This window comes from Klebsiella sp. CSG-1 (genome assembly GCF_056521145.1).
Map to the genome: position 1 here is coordinate 195716 of NZ_JBWNLD010000005.1, position 13837 is coordinate 209552.

The window sequence follows — 13837 nt, forward strand, 5'->3', positions numbered from 1 at the left end:
TTATCTTCCCAACCACGGCTGTGGATTGACCGCCTGACCCTGGCGACGAATTTCGAAATAGAGCGACGGACGGCCCTGACCGCCGCTGCTGCCTACGAGAGCAATCGGCTGGCCCGCCCGGACCTGAGTGCCGACGCTGACCAGCGCGCTTTGGTTATAGCCGTAAAGGCTCATATCGCCTTTACCGTGTTCAACGACCACAACCAGGCCGTAGCCCTGTAGCCAGTCGGCGAGAATCACCCGGCCATCGGCAATTGCCTTAACCTCGGTGCCTTCAGACGCAGCGATAACCATCCCTTTCCAACGTAGTTCACCTTGCAGCTGTTCGCCATAACGATGAAGCAACGTTCCGCGAACCGGCCAGTAGGCCTGACCGCGCGGAGAGCCCAGACCACCGGTGCGGGACATCAGCGAACGCTCGCTTTCGGTTGGTTTGTAGGTGGTGCCTTTACGGGATGCATCCTGCTGACGATCGCGCACGGCCTGAGCCTCGCGAGCTTCTCGCTCTGCGCGGGCCTTCGCTGCGGCTTCTGCTTGCGCGATCCGACCGCGCAGGCGCGATTCGTTAGCCCGCATTTCGCCCAGCTGCTGCTGACCTTGCTGAATAGACGATTCAAGGCCTGAAAGGGTTTTCTTACGTTCGTTCCGCGCCTGTTCCAGCTTTGCCTGCTGTGCGCGCTGCTCGTAAACCAGCGTCTGCTGCTGGCTCTGCTTTTCTTCCAGCTCCGCCTTTTGCGCGGCGACCTCTTCGCGCGTCTGTTTCAACTGGGCGATGGTCTCCTGGCGGGCCTGGTTAAGATAACCGTAGTAGACCTGCATGCGCTGGTTACGCTGACCCTCTTCACCGCTGAGGATCATTTGCATCCCGGTATGCGGCCCCTGGCGGAACGCGGCATCAAGCTGCGCGGACAGGTTACGCTCCTGAGTGGCGCGCTGACGTTCCAGCTTTGCGATTGACGCGTTCATCTCGTCAATCTGCTTATTCAGCTGGTTCAGGGTATCCTGGGTTTCACGCAGTTTGCGGGCGGCGGCAGAGATGGCCTCTTCCTGCGCTTTTAGCTGGGCAAGCAGAGAGGCGCGTTGCTGTTGTTGTTGCTTGATCGCCCGCTGCTTTGCGGCGATATCGGCCTGAATAGATTTGAGCTGGTCGCGGTCATCCGCCTGAGCGGGTGCGGCGCACAGCAATACGCCAGCGCTGAGTGCGCTGGCGTAAAGGACGGATCGAACAGCCGTTGCGATCCATGTATTTGAATAAGTCGCCTTTCCCCTCATGGGGAAGGATTATTCCACGATGAACAGCGGCTTGCCAGTCATCTCTTGCGGGATTTCCATTCCCATCAGCGACAACATGGTTGGCGCGATATCGGAAAGCTTGCCACCTTCGGCGACTTTTACGGTTTTATCGCCAACGTAGATCAGCGGTACCGGCAGGTTGGTGTGGGCCGTATGGGCCTGGCCGGTAGCCGGATCGCGCATCTGTTCAGCGTTACCGTGATCGGCGGTAATCAGCAGCTGGCCGCCGACGGATTCTACCGCTTTGGCAACCTGATCGATGCAATTGTCCAGCGTTTCAACGGCTTTAATTGCCGCCTCCATGACGCCGGTATGACCGACCATATCGCCGTTCGGATAGTTACAGATGATGGTGTCGTACTGACCGCCCTTGATAGCAGCAACCAGTTTTTCGGTCAGCTCGGCGGAGCTCATTTCCGGCTGCAGGTCGTAGGTTGCGACTTTTGGCGAGTTGATCAGAATACGCTCTTCGCCTTTGAACGGCTCTTCAACGCCGCCGTTAAAGAAGAAGGTCACGTGCGCGTACTTCTCGGTTTCGGAGATGCGCAGCTGAGTCTTGTCGTTCTTCGCCATCCACTCGCCGAAGGTATTGGCCAGGGACGCCGGCGGGTATGCGCAGGCGACTTTGATGTCGGCGGCATATTCGGTCAGCATCACGAAGTCGAGTTTGACCTCTTTCTTACGGGCAAAACCGTCGAAATCGGCGTTGACGAAGGCACGGGTGATTTCACGGGCGCGGTCAGCACGGAAGTTCATGAAAATCAGCGCATCGCCGTCTTCCATCGCGGCATCGGCCTGGCCTGCGGCACGGATCACGGTCGCCTTCACGAACTCATCATTTTCATCGCGAGCGTAAGCGGCCTGCAGACCGGCAACGGCGGTATCGGCCTGGAACTCGCCCTGCGCCAGGGTCATCAGATCATATGCCTGCTCAACGCGGTCCCAGCGATTGTCGCGGTCCATGGCGTAGTAACGGCCAATAATGGAAGCCACGCGGCCTTTACCGAGAGCGGCAAATTTTTCTTCAAATTTCGCCAGTGATTTTTCAGCGCTGCGCGGCGGCGTGTCGCGGCCATCGAGGAAAGCGTGCAGGTAGATTTTTTCTGCCCCACGTTCAGCGGCCAGCTCTACCATCGCCATAATGTGGTCTTCGTGGCTGTGAACGCCGCCAGGGGACATCAGGCCCATAATGTGCACGGCTTTACCCGCAGCAACGGCTTTGTCGACCGCGGCGGTCAGCACCGGGTTTGCAAAGAACGTGCGTTCTTTGATTTCGACATCAAGACGGGTCAGATCCTGGTAAACGATACGACCGGCGCCGAGGTTAACGTGACCCACTTCAGAGTTGCCCATCTGGCGATCCGGCAGACCGACCTCCAGGCCAGAAGCATCAATCAGCGTATGGGGACGTTTCGCCCACAATGCGTCCATGACTGGCGTTTTCGCGCTATAAATCGCGTTATCCTGCTGGTCTTCACGATAGCCATAGCCATCCAGAATGACCAGTACCATCGGCTTTTTAGAATTCGACATTGCGACAACCTCATGCTCAAAGACAGAAAATTTGCGTAATTTTACTACAGCTGAATCGTTCAAAGCACCGTGAAAGATCAAAGAAAGAGAGCGTCGGGCCCGCATGAAAGTCGTCGGAAGGGGATTTTTTCGTGACGGGCCGCAGAAAATACATTACATCGCGCTCACTGGCTGTATTTGCCGCAATGCACAGGTATACTCCTTCCCTGGTTTTTTTATCACTTAGTCGGGAGTTGTAACCCCCCATGCAAGAAATTATGCAATTCGTCGGCCGTCACCCCGTCCTGAGCATCGCGTGGATCGCGCTGCTGGTGGCGGTGCTGTTCACCACCTTTAAGGGGCTGATGTCGAAAGTTAAAGTCATTACCCGTGGTGAAGCGACGCGTCTGATCAACAAAGAAGATGCCGTGGTTGTCGACCTGCGTCAGCGTGACGACTTCCGTAAAGGCCATATCGCGGGCTCCATCAACCTGCTGCCGACCGAAATCAAGGCAAATAACGTTGGTGAGTTGGAAAAACACAAAGCACAACCCATTATAGTGGTAGACGGTTCCGGTATGCAGGCGCAAGAGCCTGCCAGCGCGCTGAATAAAGCCGGATTCGAAAAGGTCTTTGTACTCAAAGAAGGCATCGCTGGCTGGAGCGGCGAAAACCTTCCGCTGGTACGCGGCAAATAAATTTACCCGCGTCTTTATGACGTAGCCAGGTTTCCCCCGCTGCGGCGATCCGTTGGGGGGCAGCCTTGTCTGCGGCGTAACATCCTGCGGGTAAAAACAGGAGTGAAGTCATGGCCAATATTGATATCTACACCAAAGCGACCTGTCCGTTCTGTATCCGTGCGAAAGCACTGCTGAACAGCAAAGGCGTAACGTTCAATGAACTGCCGATTGATGGCAATGCCGCGAAGCGTGAAGAGATGATTCAACGCAGTGGTCGCACGACGGTTCCGCAGATTTTTATTGATGAGCAGCACATTGGCGGCTGTGACGACTTGTATGCGCTTGATTCACGTGGTGGACTTGATCCCCTGCTGCGCTAATTTTGCGTCCACCCAGGCCGGGTAGGCGTATTTAAGGACAACACGAAAGGGTTTTACTATGTCAGAACAAAACAGCACCGAAATGACTTTCCAGATCCAGCGTATCTATACCAAGGATATTTCCTTTGAAGCGCCAAATGCGCCGCAAGTTTTCCAGAAAGACTGGCAGCCGGAAGTTAAACTTGATCTGGACACAGCTTCCAGCCAACTGGCTGAAGGCGTCTACGAAGTGGTGCTGCGCGTAACCGTAACCGCTGCGCTGGGCGAAGAAACCGCGTTCCTGTGCGAAGTACAGCAGGGCGGCATCTTCTCCATCGACGGCATTGACGGCAACCAGATGGCGCATTGCCTCGGCGCATACTGCCCGAACATTCTGTTCCCGTATGCGCGTGAGTGCATTACCAGCCTGGTGTCTCGCGGTACCTTCCCGCAACTGAACCTTGCGCCAGTGAACTTCGATGCGCTGTTCATGAACTATCTGCAGCAGCAAGCTGGCGAAGGTGCCGAACAACATCAGGATGCCTGATGAACGCACTTAATGCTGCAATGACTGTGATCGGTGCCGGCTCATACGGCACCGCTCTTGCCATCACCCTGGCAAGAAATGGCCACCATGTTGTGCTCTGGGGCCATGACCCGAAACATATCGCGACGCTGCAACATGACCGCTGCAATGCCGCTTTCCTTCCTGACGTCCCTTTCCCTGACACGCTGCATCTTGAAAGCGATCTGTCTGCCGCGCTGGCTGCCAGCCGCGACATTCTGGTTGTGGTGCCAAGCCATGTCTTTGGTGAGGTCCTGCGCCAGATTAAACCGCTGATGCGTTCGGATGCGCGCCTGGTCTGGGCGACGAAAGGCCTTGAGGCTGAAACCGGTCGTCTGCTGCAGGATGTCGCGCGCGAAGCGCTGGGCGACACAATCCCGCTGGCGGTGATTTCCGGCCCGACCTTCGCCAAAGAGCTGGCGGCAGGGCTGCCGACGGCCATTTCGCTGGCGTCCACGGAGCCGCAATTTGCCGACGACCTGCAGCGCTTGCTGCACTGCGGTAAAAGCTTCCGCGTCTATATCAACCCGGACTTTATCGGCGTGCAGCTTGGCGGGGCGGTGAAAAACGTCATCGCCATTGGCGCCGGGATGTCTGACGGTATCGGCTTTGGCGCCAATGCGCGTACGGCGCTGATAACCCGTGGTCTGGTTGAAATGTCTCGTCTCGGTACCGCGCTGGGCGCCGATCCGGAAACCTTTATGGGGATGGCGGGGCTGGGCGATCTGGTGCTGACCTGTACCGATAACCAATCGCGTAACCGCCGCTTTGGCATGATGCTCGGCCAGGGTATGGATGTGCAAAGCGCGCAGGATAAGATTGGCCAGGTGGTTGAAGGCTATCGCAATACCAAGGAAGTTCGCGTTCTGGCACAGCGTTTAGGTGTCGAAATGCCAATAACCGAGGAAATTTATCAGGTATTGTATTGCGGAAAAATTGCGCGCGAGGCAGCATTGACTTTATTGGGCCGCGCACGCAAGGACGAGCGCAGCAATTAAGCTTAAAGGAACCTTTGTCACCTCGATGACCCGGTCAGCGTAGAACTGGCCGGTCATTCTGCTATCGCCTGGAGTCAGCAATGCCGTGTGAAGAACTGGATATCGTCTGGAACAATATTAAAGCCGAAGCCCGGGCTCTGGCCGACTGTGAGCCTATGCTCGCCAGTTTTTACCACGCAACGCTACTCAAGCACGAAAATCTGGGCAGCGCCCTGAGCTATATGCTGGCGAATAAACTGGCGTCGCCGATTATGCCCGCCATTGCCATTCGTGAGGTAGTGGAAGAGGCATATGCCGCTGATCCGGAGATGATCGCCTCCGCCGCCTGCGATATTCAGGCCGTGCGTACCCGCGATCCGGCGGTCGATAAGTACTCCACGCCGCTGCTGTACCTGAAAGGTTTCCACGCGCTGCAGGCCTATCGCATTGGCCACTGGCTGTGGAATCAGGGGCGCCGGGCGCTGGCGATTTTCCTGCAAAACCAGGTTTCCGTTTCTTTCCAGGTGGATATCCATCCGGCGGCGAAAATTGGCCGTGGGATTATGCTCGATCACGCCACCGGCATTGTGGTCGGCGAAACGGCGGTGATTGAGGACGACGTGTCGATTCTGCAGTCCGTGACCCTCGGCGGTACCGGTAAAACCAGCGGCGACCGTCACCCGAAAATCCGTGAAGGCGTCATGATTGGCGCCGGTGCGAAGATCCTCGGTAATATCGAAGTTGGTCGGGGGGCGAAAATTGGCGCCGGTTCCGTGGTGCTACAGCCCGTACCGCCGCACACCACCGCAGCCGGCGTACCGGCGCGTATCGTCGGTAAGCCAGAGAGCGACAAGCCGGCGATGGATATGGATCAGCACTTTAACGGTATTCACCATACCTTCGAGTACGGCGACGGTATCTAGACTCGGGCTATCCCGATAACGCGCTGCCGACGTAGCGAGGAGCAGGCGCCTGCGCGGCTATTCTGGCATTTGCTGCCGGACTGCTTTCCCCCGGCTGGCGCTGCGCGTAGCCGGGCGACGGGCCGGTGAGATCGGGTAGCCTGGCTCAGGCGCAGCGCCTCGCAATCCGTGAATGACTCAGGCTAACTGCGTAATACCGCCCCCGGATACCCCAGCTGGCGCCAGGCCTCATACACCACCACCGACACCGCATTTGACAGGTTCATACTGCGACTGTCCGGCATCATCGGAATACGGATTTTTTGCTGTGGCGGCAGGGCATCAAGAATGCTGGCCGGCAGGCCGCGCGTTTCCGGGCCAAACATCAAGAAATCACCATCCTGATAGCTGACCGCGCTGTGAGCCGGCGTGCCCTTTGTGGTCAGGGCGAACAGGCGCTGCGGCCTGGCGCTTTCCACGAAGGCAGCATAGTCACGATGGCGCTGAACGGCGGCGAATTCATGGTAATCCAGCCCGGCGCGGCGCAGGCGCTTATCGTCCCAGGTGAAACCCATCGGCTCGATAATATGCAGATTGAAGCCGGTGTTGGCGCACAGGCGGATGATGTTCCCGGTATTTGGCGGGATCTCAGGTTCGAATAGTACAATGTTCAGCATGCTGCCCTGTCTCATTAGGCTCTTAATCGCGCGGGCAGAATAGCAGATATTTGCCCGGCCCTCATCCCCGTGGGGGAGCGCCGGGCGGGGGGATTATGCCGCGTTGCCCTGCGTCATCGCATTGAAGGTATGCAGCGCGTCGGCGTTCTGAACCAGTGAGTCGCGGCTGATTTCACCGATGGTTTTGGTTCCGGTCAGGGTCATGGCCACCTTCATCTCTTTCTCGATCAGATTCAGCAGGTTGGCTACACCCTGCTTGCCGTGGGTGGCCAGCGCGTACAGATAGGCGCGGCCCAGCAGTACGCTATCGGCGCCCAGCGCGATCATGCGCACCACATCGAGACCGTTACGAATACCGCTATCGGCGAGGATGGTGATATCGCCTTTTACCGCATCGGCGATGGCCGGCAGCGCACGGGCTGAGGAGAGAACGCCGTCGAGCTGGCGACCGCCGTGGTTGGAGACCACGATCCCGTCGGCGCCGAAGCGTACGGCGTCGCGCGCATCCTGCGGATCGAGGATCCCTTTGATCACCATCGGACCGTCCCAGAATTCGCGGATCCACTCGAGGTCTTTCCACGAAATAGACGGATCGAAGTTGTTCGCCAGCCAGCCAATGTAGTCCTCAAGACCGGTAGGCTTGCCAAGATAGGTGGAGATATTGCCAAGATCGTGAGGGCGGCCGTTTAAACCGACATCCCACGCCCACTGCGGGTGGGTCATCGCCTGCCAGTAGCGGCGCATCGCCGCATTCGGGCCACTCATTCCGGAATGGGCATCACGATAGCGAGCGCCGGGGGTGGGCATATCGACGGTAAACACCAGGGTTGAACATCCCGCCGCTTTGGCGCGCTCCAGCGCATTGCGCATAAAGCCGCGATCGCGCAGGACGTACAGCTGGAACCACATCGGGCGCTTGATGGTCGGCGCGACCTCCTCTATCGGGCAGACGGAAACGGTGGAGAGGGTAAACGGAATGCCTTTATCATCCGCGGCGCCTGCCGCCTGCACTTCACCGCGGCGAGCGTACATTCCGCACAGCCCGACCGGCGCCAGCGCCACCGGCATAGAGAGCTTTTCTTTGAACAGCGTGGTCTCCAGGCTCAGGTCCGACATATTCTTCAGCACCCGCTGGCGGAGCGCCACATCAGACAGATCTTCAACGTTGCGGCGCAGCGTGTGCTCGGCATAGGCGCCGCCGTCGATGTAGTGGAACAGGAACGGTGGCAGGATACGCTGTGCGGCTGCGCGATAGTCGCTGGCGGCTGAAATAATCATCACGGGTTCTCCCTGGCATTTTCGTTGTGGTCACCGGGCAGGCGGGTAATGCGCGCCTGGCGGGCCTGGTCTTCATCAAAGTGTTTAATCGTGGCGTGGACAAAGCCTAAGTGCGCCATCATCGCCTGCCGCGCGCCTTCGGCGTCACCGGCGAAAATGGCCTCCATCACGGCCTGATGCTGTTCAGTCAGACGGGCGAATACCGGCGGGACAAGATACATCCGCTGGCGGCTCTGTTTGACCGAGGATTGCAGGAGGTCGAAAAAGCCGCGCATGGTTTGTAGCAGCACCACATTGTGCGAGGCTTCGGCAATCGCCAGGTGAAAGCGAACGTCAGCCTGTGAGGCCAGGTCCGGGTCTTCGCTCTGGGTCGCTTCAAAGCACAGGCGAATGCGCTCTTTTTCGGCGTCAGTTGCGCGCATCGCCGCATGCCAGGCCGTGCTGGCTTCGATGGCGTGGCGCGCTTCCAGAATATCAAAACTGTAATCGGGGTCGTCGGCGAGCAGCGTTTTTAGCGGCTGAACGATATTCTGTTCCGACCACGCCTCGTGCTGCCAGCGCACGAAAGTCCCGCCGCCGCGGCGGCTGACCAGCAGGCCTTCGCTCACCAGCATCGCCAGCGCTTCGCGCAGCGAGTTGCGTGAGACGCCAAGCAGGGCGGCCAGCTGGCGCTCGGCGGGCAGTCGCATGCCCGCCTCCAGCTTCTGTTCTTCAATCAGCGCCCGCACACGACGGGCTACATCGTCTGCGAGGCGCCGGGGCATCACTATCATGGGATCATCCAGGTTAAGACATAGGCCTGTAGCGTGGTAATAACACCGACCATGCAGGTAAAGATCAGGCTGTGTTTTACGGTAAAGCGGAACAGGTCCGACTCTTTCCCCACCAGGCCTACCGCCGCACAGGCGATAGCGATGGACTGCGGCGAAATCATTTTGCCGGTGACGCCGCCGGTGGTGTTGGCCGCGACCAGCAGAATATCGGAGACGCCGATCTGCTGTGCCGCGGTCGCCTGCAGCGCGGCGAACAGCGCGTTAGACGAGGTGTCTGAACCGGTCAGGAATACCCCCAGCCAGCCGAGGAATGGCGAGAAGAAGGTAAACGCGTGGCCGGTGTGCGCCAGCGCGAGGGCCAGCGTCGACGACAGCCCGGAATAGTTAGAGATAAAGGCGAACGCCAGCACCATGCCGATGGAGTAAATCGGTAGAGCCAGTTCTTTTAACGTGCTGCCAAAGGTGATCAGCGCATCTTTTGGCTTCATACGCAGCCAGACGACGGAAAGTATAGCCGCAAACAGGATGGCGGTGCCGGTGGCAGACAGCCAGTCGAACTTATACACCGCCGCGTAAGGGGTGGCGGCGCTGACAACCGGCGGCATGCGGGCCACCATCTTATCGAGGAACGGCACGGAGATATTGATAACGAAGTCATACATCGCGCCGCCGGGAGCAAACAGGGCCTTAAACGGCGGAATACTCCACAAAGTGACGGTGGCGGTCAGGAACAGGAACGGCGACCAGGCGCGGACGACCTGCCCGGCGCTGTAATGGGTACGCGCCAGCGTTTGATCGACCTGGGCGGCGCCCATATCGCCGAAGCGGAAGATACGGACCGGCTGCCAGCGTTTGAGGAACAGGGTCAGGCAAACCAGTGACACCAGAGAGGAGATGATGTCCGGCAGTTCCGGGCCAAGGAAGTTAGAGCTGAGATACTGCGCGATGGCGAACGAGCCGCCGGCAACCATGACCGCCGGCCAGGTCTCTTTGATACCGCGCCAGCCGTCCATAATCGCCATAATCCAGAACAGGACGATAATGGTCAGGAACGGCAGTTGACGACCGACCATCTGGCCGATGGCAAAGCTGTCGATACCGGTGACCTGGCCGGCGACCAGAATCGGAATGCCCATCGCACCAAAGGCCACCGGCGCAGTGTTGACAATCAGACACAGCCCCGCGGCATACAGCGGGTTAAAGCCCAGGCCGACCAGCAGCGCGGCGGTAATCGCCACCGGGGCGCCAAAACCGGCCGCACCCTCGAGGAAAGCCCCGAAGGAGAAGCCGACAATCAGCATCTGCAAGCGCTGGTCAGGGGTAATCGAGAGAATCGACGAGCGAATAATATCGAACTGTCCGGTCTTAACCGAAATTTTATAGACGAATACCGCGGCGATAATAATCCACGCGATGGGCCACAGGCCGTAAAAGAAACCGTAGACCACGGAAGTCAGCGCGCGATCGACGGGCATCTTATAGAACAGCAGCGCGACCGACAGCGCAATGGCCACGGTCCATGTCGCCGCCAGGTACCCTTTGAGCTTGAGCTTTATCAGGGCAAAAAAGAAAAACAGAATCGGTAACGATGCGATAAGACTTGAGAGCCAGATATTACCGGCCGGATCGTAATTTTGTTGCCAGAGGTTCATGCAGGTCTCCATCGGGCCAAAAAGATGCGGTGCTGAGTCTGCGCTCCTTGCAGATCACATCTTTTGTAAAACTGGCCCAGCCAAAATTTAGTTGTAGGGTTAACGACAACGAATGGTTAACCAAATGTTATTGGCAGGCAATATATCTGTGACTAAAAATGATGGATATGTGAACCGTTGAGTGGTTTAAGAAATAATTGGTAGGGCCAATGGGGTGGGAGAATCATGGATGTGAAGGGTATGCGACTCAGCGCCTGTCCGGTCACCGACCGCCGGCGTACGCGTTCCCGTCGCCTCGGTCTGCGCAGCGCCGTCGGGAGGCCGTGGGATTCCCGGACACGGCGCCTGATACGCCTGTCCGGTCACCGACTGCCAGCGTACGCGTTCCCGTCGCCCCGGTCAGCGCAGCGCCGTCGGGAGACCGTGGGATTCCCGGACACGGCGCCTGATACACCTGTCTGGTCACCGACCGCCAGCGTACGCGTTCCCGTCGCCCCGGTCAGCGCAGCGACACCGGGGGAGGTTCTCGCGGCTAAAAGCTTAGAACTCGGTTTTAGCGAAGCCGGTCATTTCTTTGAGGTTCATTTCGCGACCGAGGGCAGTCATCGGATGAACAATCACCAGTCCGCGAACGCTTTTCTTCAGCTTGCCCATATCGGCCTGCTCTTTTTTGGTAATCGCGCGGCGATGTGGCAGGCTCATCAGCTTCTGTGCTTCTTTGCTCAGTTTCTGGCCCTGAACTTCGCGCAGGCGAATAATTTCGGCTTCGAGGGTGGCTTTTTCTTTTTCCAGCTCGGCGTATTTGTCCGCCGCTTCCACCAGCGACAGGTCTGCCTGCTGGTGGCGGATGGCGTCGAGGCGGTCGCTCAAACGCTTGATTTCATTCTTTTCGACTTCTTTCATGATGACTTAATCTATTAATAAAGGGATTTCGACAACATATAGTATGTGCTGTGACTTCTGTTGTGGGTAGTCATTTATCCAGAATCCGGCGTTTTTTCCGCGGAAGTCTCAGAGGCAATGATTTATAATTATATGAATGTTAATCATATTGTGACTAAGAGTGGCCTGTTTTTCATCTCTGTGAAGTCTGTCGTCAATACAGCACGTTTTCCTCAACCCTGACCTCGCTTTTCGCTAATCCTTTACAGGATGATCCCTGAACACAGGAGGGCGAGATGGCAAAAATCGGTGACGGCGTACCGCGTATTATCGACAAGACAGTTGATTTTATGGCTTCAAGCCAGGCTTTTATGGAGTATCTGAAAAAATCCCCGCGTTTACAGCATGTGCCACCGGAGATTCCGCAGAACAAAGAGGCGTTATTTTTGAATCGGCTGGAGTATTACCGGCAACTTTACCGGCCAACCTGCGATCAGTCCGAACCTGAATCAGAGCGTTGATTTCTGGAAGGCTTTTTTTAAGCTGATTCGGGAAATCAGCTCGGTCAGAGACAGCATCATTGTTGAACGTACCACCTGCTGGTAGCGCAGCTTCTGCATTGCCAGCAGTTCTTCGTCGCTCTCATCAAACAGCGGCGTCGGCGGTAGGGCGGTCACGCAATGCAGTTCGCCAAAAGGCCCAAGAATCTCATCATCGGTAAAATTGTACTCATTTCCGTCGTGATTCAACTCTTCACGCAGGGCCATCAGCAGCTCGGCGTCTTCGTATTCGGCGCGGCTAATCACCCCAAGGCCGTAAATCAGCTTCAGGCGTACAGAAAGGTCCCCCAGCGGCCCATCGCCATCCAGCAATGGCTCCACTGCGTATTTCACCGCGTAGTCGTCTTTACGGAACACCTGAAGCACCAGAATATTGACCGCTTCCGTGAGTAGCTCGACGGTGGCGATCAGGAAGCTTCGTACGGTTTTGCCAGCATTCAGACGCTCAAGCACGCGGTTTTCAAATGCCTGTGTTTCTTCCATTATTGCCTGCATATCTGACAGGAGTAGTAATGGGCGCGGTTCATTCCGCGCCAGGTCTTGCCTCATTTGGTGGCGTTGTAGTCGTTAACGGCCTCGGTCACCACGGCACTTGCTGCATCCAGACCAGAAATCTGTGCCAGCGCAGCCTGGGGGCCCTTGTCGTTAATCAAGGCTGCCAGCTCCTGCGCCTGCGGGTCTTCTTCGCTGCGGAAGTGCATTGCCGCCGCGATCCCTTTGACCAGATTGACGTGCGGCAGAGCATATTCCAGCGTACCAAGCAGCGGCTTAATCAAACGATCGCCCGCGCTCAGTTTACGCAGCGGCTGACGACCCACGCGCTCAACGTCATCTTTCAGGTACGGATTCTCGAAACGGCCGAGGATTTTCTGGATGTAGGCGGCGTGCTTCTGTGCATCAAAGCCGTAGCGTTTGATCAGCACCGCGCCGCTCTCTTCCATAGCCCCTTTCACCACGGCGCGAATGTTCTCATCAAGAATCGCGTCGCGGATCGTCTGGTGCCCGGCCAGTTTTCCGAGGTAGGCGGTTATAGCATGTCCGGTGTTTAAGGTGAATAGCTTACGTTCGACAAATGCCATCAGGTTGTCGGTTAATTCCATTCCCGGGATCGCCGGCAGCGTGCCTTTAAACTGAGTTTTATCGACGATCCACTCGCTGAAGGTTTCCACGGTCACTTCCAGCGGGTCATGCGTCGCAGAGGCGGACGGGGGAACAATACGGTCAACCGCGGAATCGACAAAGCCGACGTTGGCTTCTACCCAGGCTTTGTCTTCTTCCGCCAGGGCATTAAATACGTGGCCTCTGAGCTGCGTGGTTCCGCGCACCATGTTTTCACAGGCAATGATGTTTAGCGGGGCGGTTATCCCCTGCGCTTTACGCTTCGCCAGCCCTTTCGCAATAGCCGGCGCAATGCGCTCCAGCACAACCGGGCCGACGGCGGTGGTGATCAGGTCAACGCGGGCAATCAGGTCAATCACTTCCTCGCCGATGCTGCTGACGGCATTGACGCCGGAAACGGTATCGACCTGCTCGTTTTCACCGACGACGTGAACCTGATAGCTATGACGGGCATTCAGGGCATCAAGTACCACCTGATTCACATCGGCGAATGTTAAAGCGATCCCCGCGTCAGCCAGCAATTTGCCGATGAAGCCACGTCCGATATTACCTGCGCCAAAATGTAATGCATTCATAGTATTAACCTTCATTAATGTTTTTACCTGAGA

The 13837-nt window shown here is 57.3% G+C and carries 15 protein-coding genes; 6 read left to right on the top strand and 9 right to left on the bottom strand.

Annotated features, from left to right (window positions below):
- Both envC and gpmM read right to left on the bottom strand, forming a co-directional pair.
- Nucleotides 1-1272, bottom strand: a complete 1272-nt coding sequence (envC, locus tag AC007G_RS14235; RefSeq protein WP_015585524.1) for a murein hydrolase activator EnvC — start codon at nt 1270-1272, stop codon at nt 1-3.
- 9 nt (nt 1273-1281) lie between these two features.
- Complete coding sequence (gene gpmM, locus AC007G_RS14240) at nt 1282-2826, bottom strand: 2,3-bisphosphoglycerate-independent phosphoglycerate mutase (RefSeq protein WP_032690281.1); 1545 nt, start codon at nt 2824-2826, stop codon at nt 1282-1284.
- A gap of 245 nt (nt 2827-3071) precedes the next feature.
- On the opposite strand from gpmM, the gene AC007G_RS14245 reads away from it, so the two are divergent.
- The 5 genes from AC007G_RS14245 to cysE all read left to right on the top strand — a co-directional run bounded on the left by AC007G_RS14245 (nt 3072) and on the right by cysE (nt 6309).
- Nucleotides 3072-3503, top strand: coding sequence for a rhodanese-like domain-containing protein (locus AC007G_RS14245; RefSeq protein ID WP_004868909.1), 432 nt, complete (start codon nt 3072-3074; stop codon nt 3501-3503).
- 110 nt (nt 3504-3613) lie between these two features.
- A complete protein-coding gene (gene grxC, locus AC007G_RS14250) occupies nt 3614-3865 on the top strand; it encodes a glutaredoxin 3 (protein WP_004868906.1) in 252 nt (83 codons plus the stop codon).
- 58 nt (nt 3866-3923) lie between these two features.
- Complete coding sequence (gene secB / locus AC007G_RS14255) at nt 3924-4391, top strand: protein-export chaperone SecB (RefSeq protein ID WP_004868904.1); 468 nt, start codon at nt 3924-3926, stop codon at nt 4389-4391.
- Nucleotides 4391-5407, top strand: a complete 1017-nt coding sequence (gene gpsA / locus AC007G_RS14260) for an NAD(P)H-dependent glycerol-3-phosphate dehydrogenase (RefSeq protein ID WP_032690282.1) — start codon at nt 4391-4393, stop codon at nt 5405-5407. Before secB ends, gpsA begins: the two co-directional genes overlap by 1 nt.
- Nucleotides 5408-5487: 80 nt before the next feature.
- Nucleotides 5488-6309 (top strand): serine O-acetyltransferase, encoded by an 822-nt coding sequence (cysE, locus tag AC007G_RS14265; protein WP_004106845.1) that lies wholly within the window; start codon nt 5488-5490, stop codon nt 6307-6309.
- Nucleotides 6310-6491: 182 nt separating this feature from the next.
- Here the strand turns inward: cysE and trmL are convergent, their stop codons facing one another.
- The 5 genes from trmL to AC007G_RS14290 all read right to left on the bottom strand — a co-directional run bounded on the left by trmL (nt 6492) and on the right by AC007G_RS14290 (nt 11571).
- A complete protein-coding gene (gene trmL, locus AC007G_RS14270) occupies nt 6492-6965 on the bottom strand; it encodes a tRNA (uridine(34)/cytosine(34)/5-carboxymethylaminomethyluridine(34)-2'-O)-methyltransferase TrmL (protein ID WP_032690283.1) in 474 nt (157 codons plus the stop codon).
- Nucleotides 6966-7058: 93 nt separating this feature from the next.
- A complete protein-coding gene (gene lldD, locus AC007G_RS14275; RefSeq protein WP_032690284.1) occupies nt 7059-8243 on the bottom strand; it encodes an FMN-dependent L-lactate dehydrogenase LldD in 1185 nt (394 codons plus the stop codon).
- Nucleotides 8243-9016: a transcriptional regulator LldR gene (gene lldR, locus AC007G_RS14280; RefSeq protein WP_032690285.1), complete on the bottom strand. Its 774-nt coding sequence runs from the start codon at nt 9014-9016 to the stop codon at nt 8243-8245. The genes lldD and lldR overlap by 1 nt, the downstream gene beginning before the upstream one ends.
- Nucleotides 9013-10668 (bottom strand): L-lactate permease, encoded by a 1656-nt coding sequence (gene lldP, locus AC007G_RS14285; protein WP_032690286.1) that lies wholly within the window; start codon nt 10666-10668, stop codon nt 9013-9015. Before lldP ends, lldR begins: the two co-directional genes overlap by 4 nt.
- 540 nt (nt 10669-11208) lie before the next feature.
- Nucleotides 11209-11571 (bottom strand): YibL family ribosome-associated protein, encoded by a 363-nt coding sequence (locus AC007G_RS14290; RefSeq protein WP_032690287.1) that lies wholly within the window; start codon nt 11569-11571, stop codon nt 11209-11211.
- A gap of 275 nt (nt 11572-11846) precedes the next feature.
- On the opposite strand from AC007G_RS14290, the gene AC007G_RS14295 reads away from it, so the two are divergent.
- Entirely contained in the window at nt 11847-12071 is a 225-nt protein-coding gene (locus AC007G_RS14295; RefSeq protein ID WP_032690288.1) for a hypothetical protein, read from the top strand.
- On the opposite strand, the gene mtlR is transcribed toward AC007G_RS14295, so the two are convergent.
- Both mtlR and mtlD read right to left on the bottom strand, forming a co-directional pair.
- Nucleotides 12060-12659 (bottom strand): mannitol operon repressor MtlR, encoded by a 600-nt coding sequence (gene mtlR / locus AC007G_RS14300; protein WP_032690289.1) that lies wholly within the window; start codon nt 12657-12659, stop codon nt 12060-12062. The two genes, AC007G_RS14295 and mtlR, sit on opposite strands and share 12 nt — an antisense overlap.
- Nucleotides 12656-13804 (bottom strand): mannitol-1-phosphate 5-dehydrogenase, encoded by a 1149-nt coding sequence (gene mtlD, locus AC007G_RS14305; RefSeq protein WP_049268357.1) that lies wholly within the window; start codon nt 13802-13804, stop codon nt 12656-12658. Before mtlD ends, mtlR begins: the two co-directional genes overlap by 4 nt.
- Nucleotides 13805-13837: the final 33 nt, after the last annotated feature.

Bases quoted from the DNA above. Each gene is read 5' to 3' on its own strand.
- gpsA (WP_032690282.1), top strand. From the start codon at position 4,391: ATGAACGCACTTAATGCTGCAATGACTGTGATCGGTGCCGGCTCATAC.
- lldR (WP_032690285.1), bottom strand. From the start codon at position 9,016: ATGATAGTGATGCCCCGGCGCCTCGCAGACGATGTAGCCCGTCGTGTG.
- envC (WP_015585524.1), bottom strand. From the start codon at position 1,272: ATGAGGGGAAAGGCGACTTATTCAAATACATGGATCGCAACGGCTGTT.
- lldP (WP_032690286.1), bottom strand. From the start codon at position 10,668: ATGAACCTCTGGCAACAAAATTACGATCCGGCCGGTAATATCTGGCTC.
- gpmM (WP_032690281.1), bottom strand. From the start codon at position 2,826: ATGTCGAATTCTAAAAAGCCGATGGTACTGGTCATTCTGGATGGCTAT.
- secB (WP_004868904.1), top strand. From the start codon at position 3,924: ATGTCAGAACAAAACAGCACCGAAATGACTTTCCAGATCCAGCGTATC.
- grxC (WP_004868906.1), top strand. From the start codon at position 3,614: ATGGCCAATATTGATATCTACACCAAAGCGACCTGTCCGTTCTGTATC.
- AC007G_RS14295 (WP_032690288.1), top strand. From the start codon at position 11,847: ATGGCAAAAATCGGTGACGGCGTACCGCGTATTATCGACAAGACAGTT.
- mtlD (WP_049268357.1), bottom strand. From the start codon at position 13,804: ATGAATGCATTACATTTTGGCGCAGGTAATATCGGACGTGGCTTCATC.
- AC007G_RS14290 (WP_032690287.1), bottom strand. From the start codon at position 11,571: ATGAAAGAAGTCGAAAAGAATGAAATCAAGCGTTTGAGCGACCGCCTC.
- mtlR (WP_032690289.1), bottom strand. From the start codon at position 12,659: ATGAGGCAAGACCTGGCGCGGAATGAACCGCGCCCATTACTACTCCTG.
- trmL (WP_032690283.1), bottom strand. From the start codon at position 6,965: ATGCTGAACATTGTACTATTCGAACCTGAGATCCCGCCAAATACCGGG.
- cysE (WP_004106845.1), top strand. From the start codon at position 5,488: ATGCCGTGTGAAGAACTGGATATCGTCTGGAACAATATTAAAGCCGAA.
- AC007G_RS14245 (WP_004868909.1), top strand. From the start codon at position 3,072: ATGCAAGAAATTATGCAATTCGTCGGCCGTCACCCCGTCCTGAGCATC.
- lldD (WP_032690284.1), bottom strand. From the start codon at position 8,243: ATGATTATTTCAGCCGCCAGCGACTATCGCGCAGCCGCACAGCGTATC.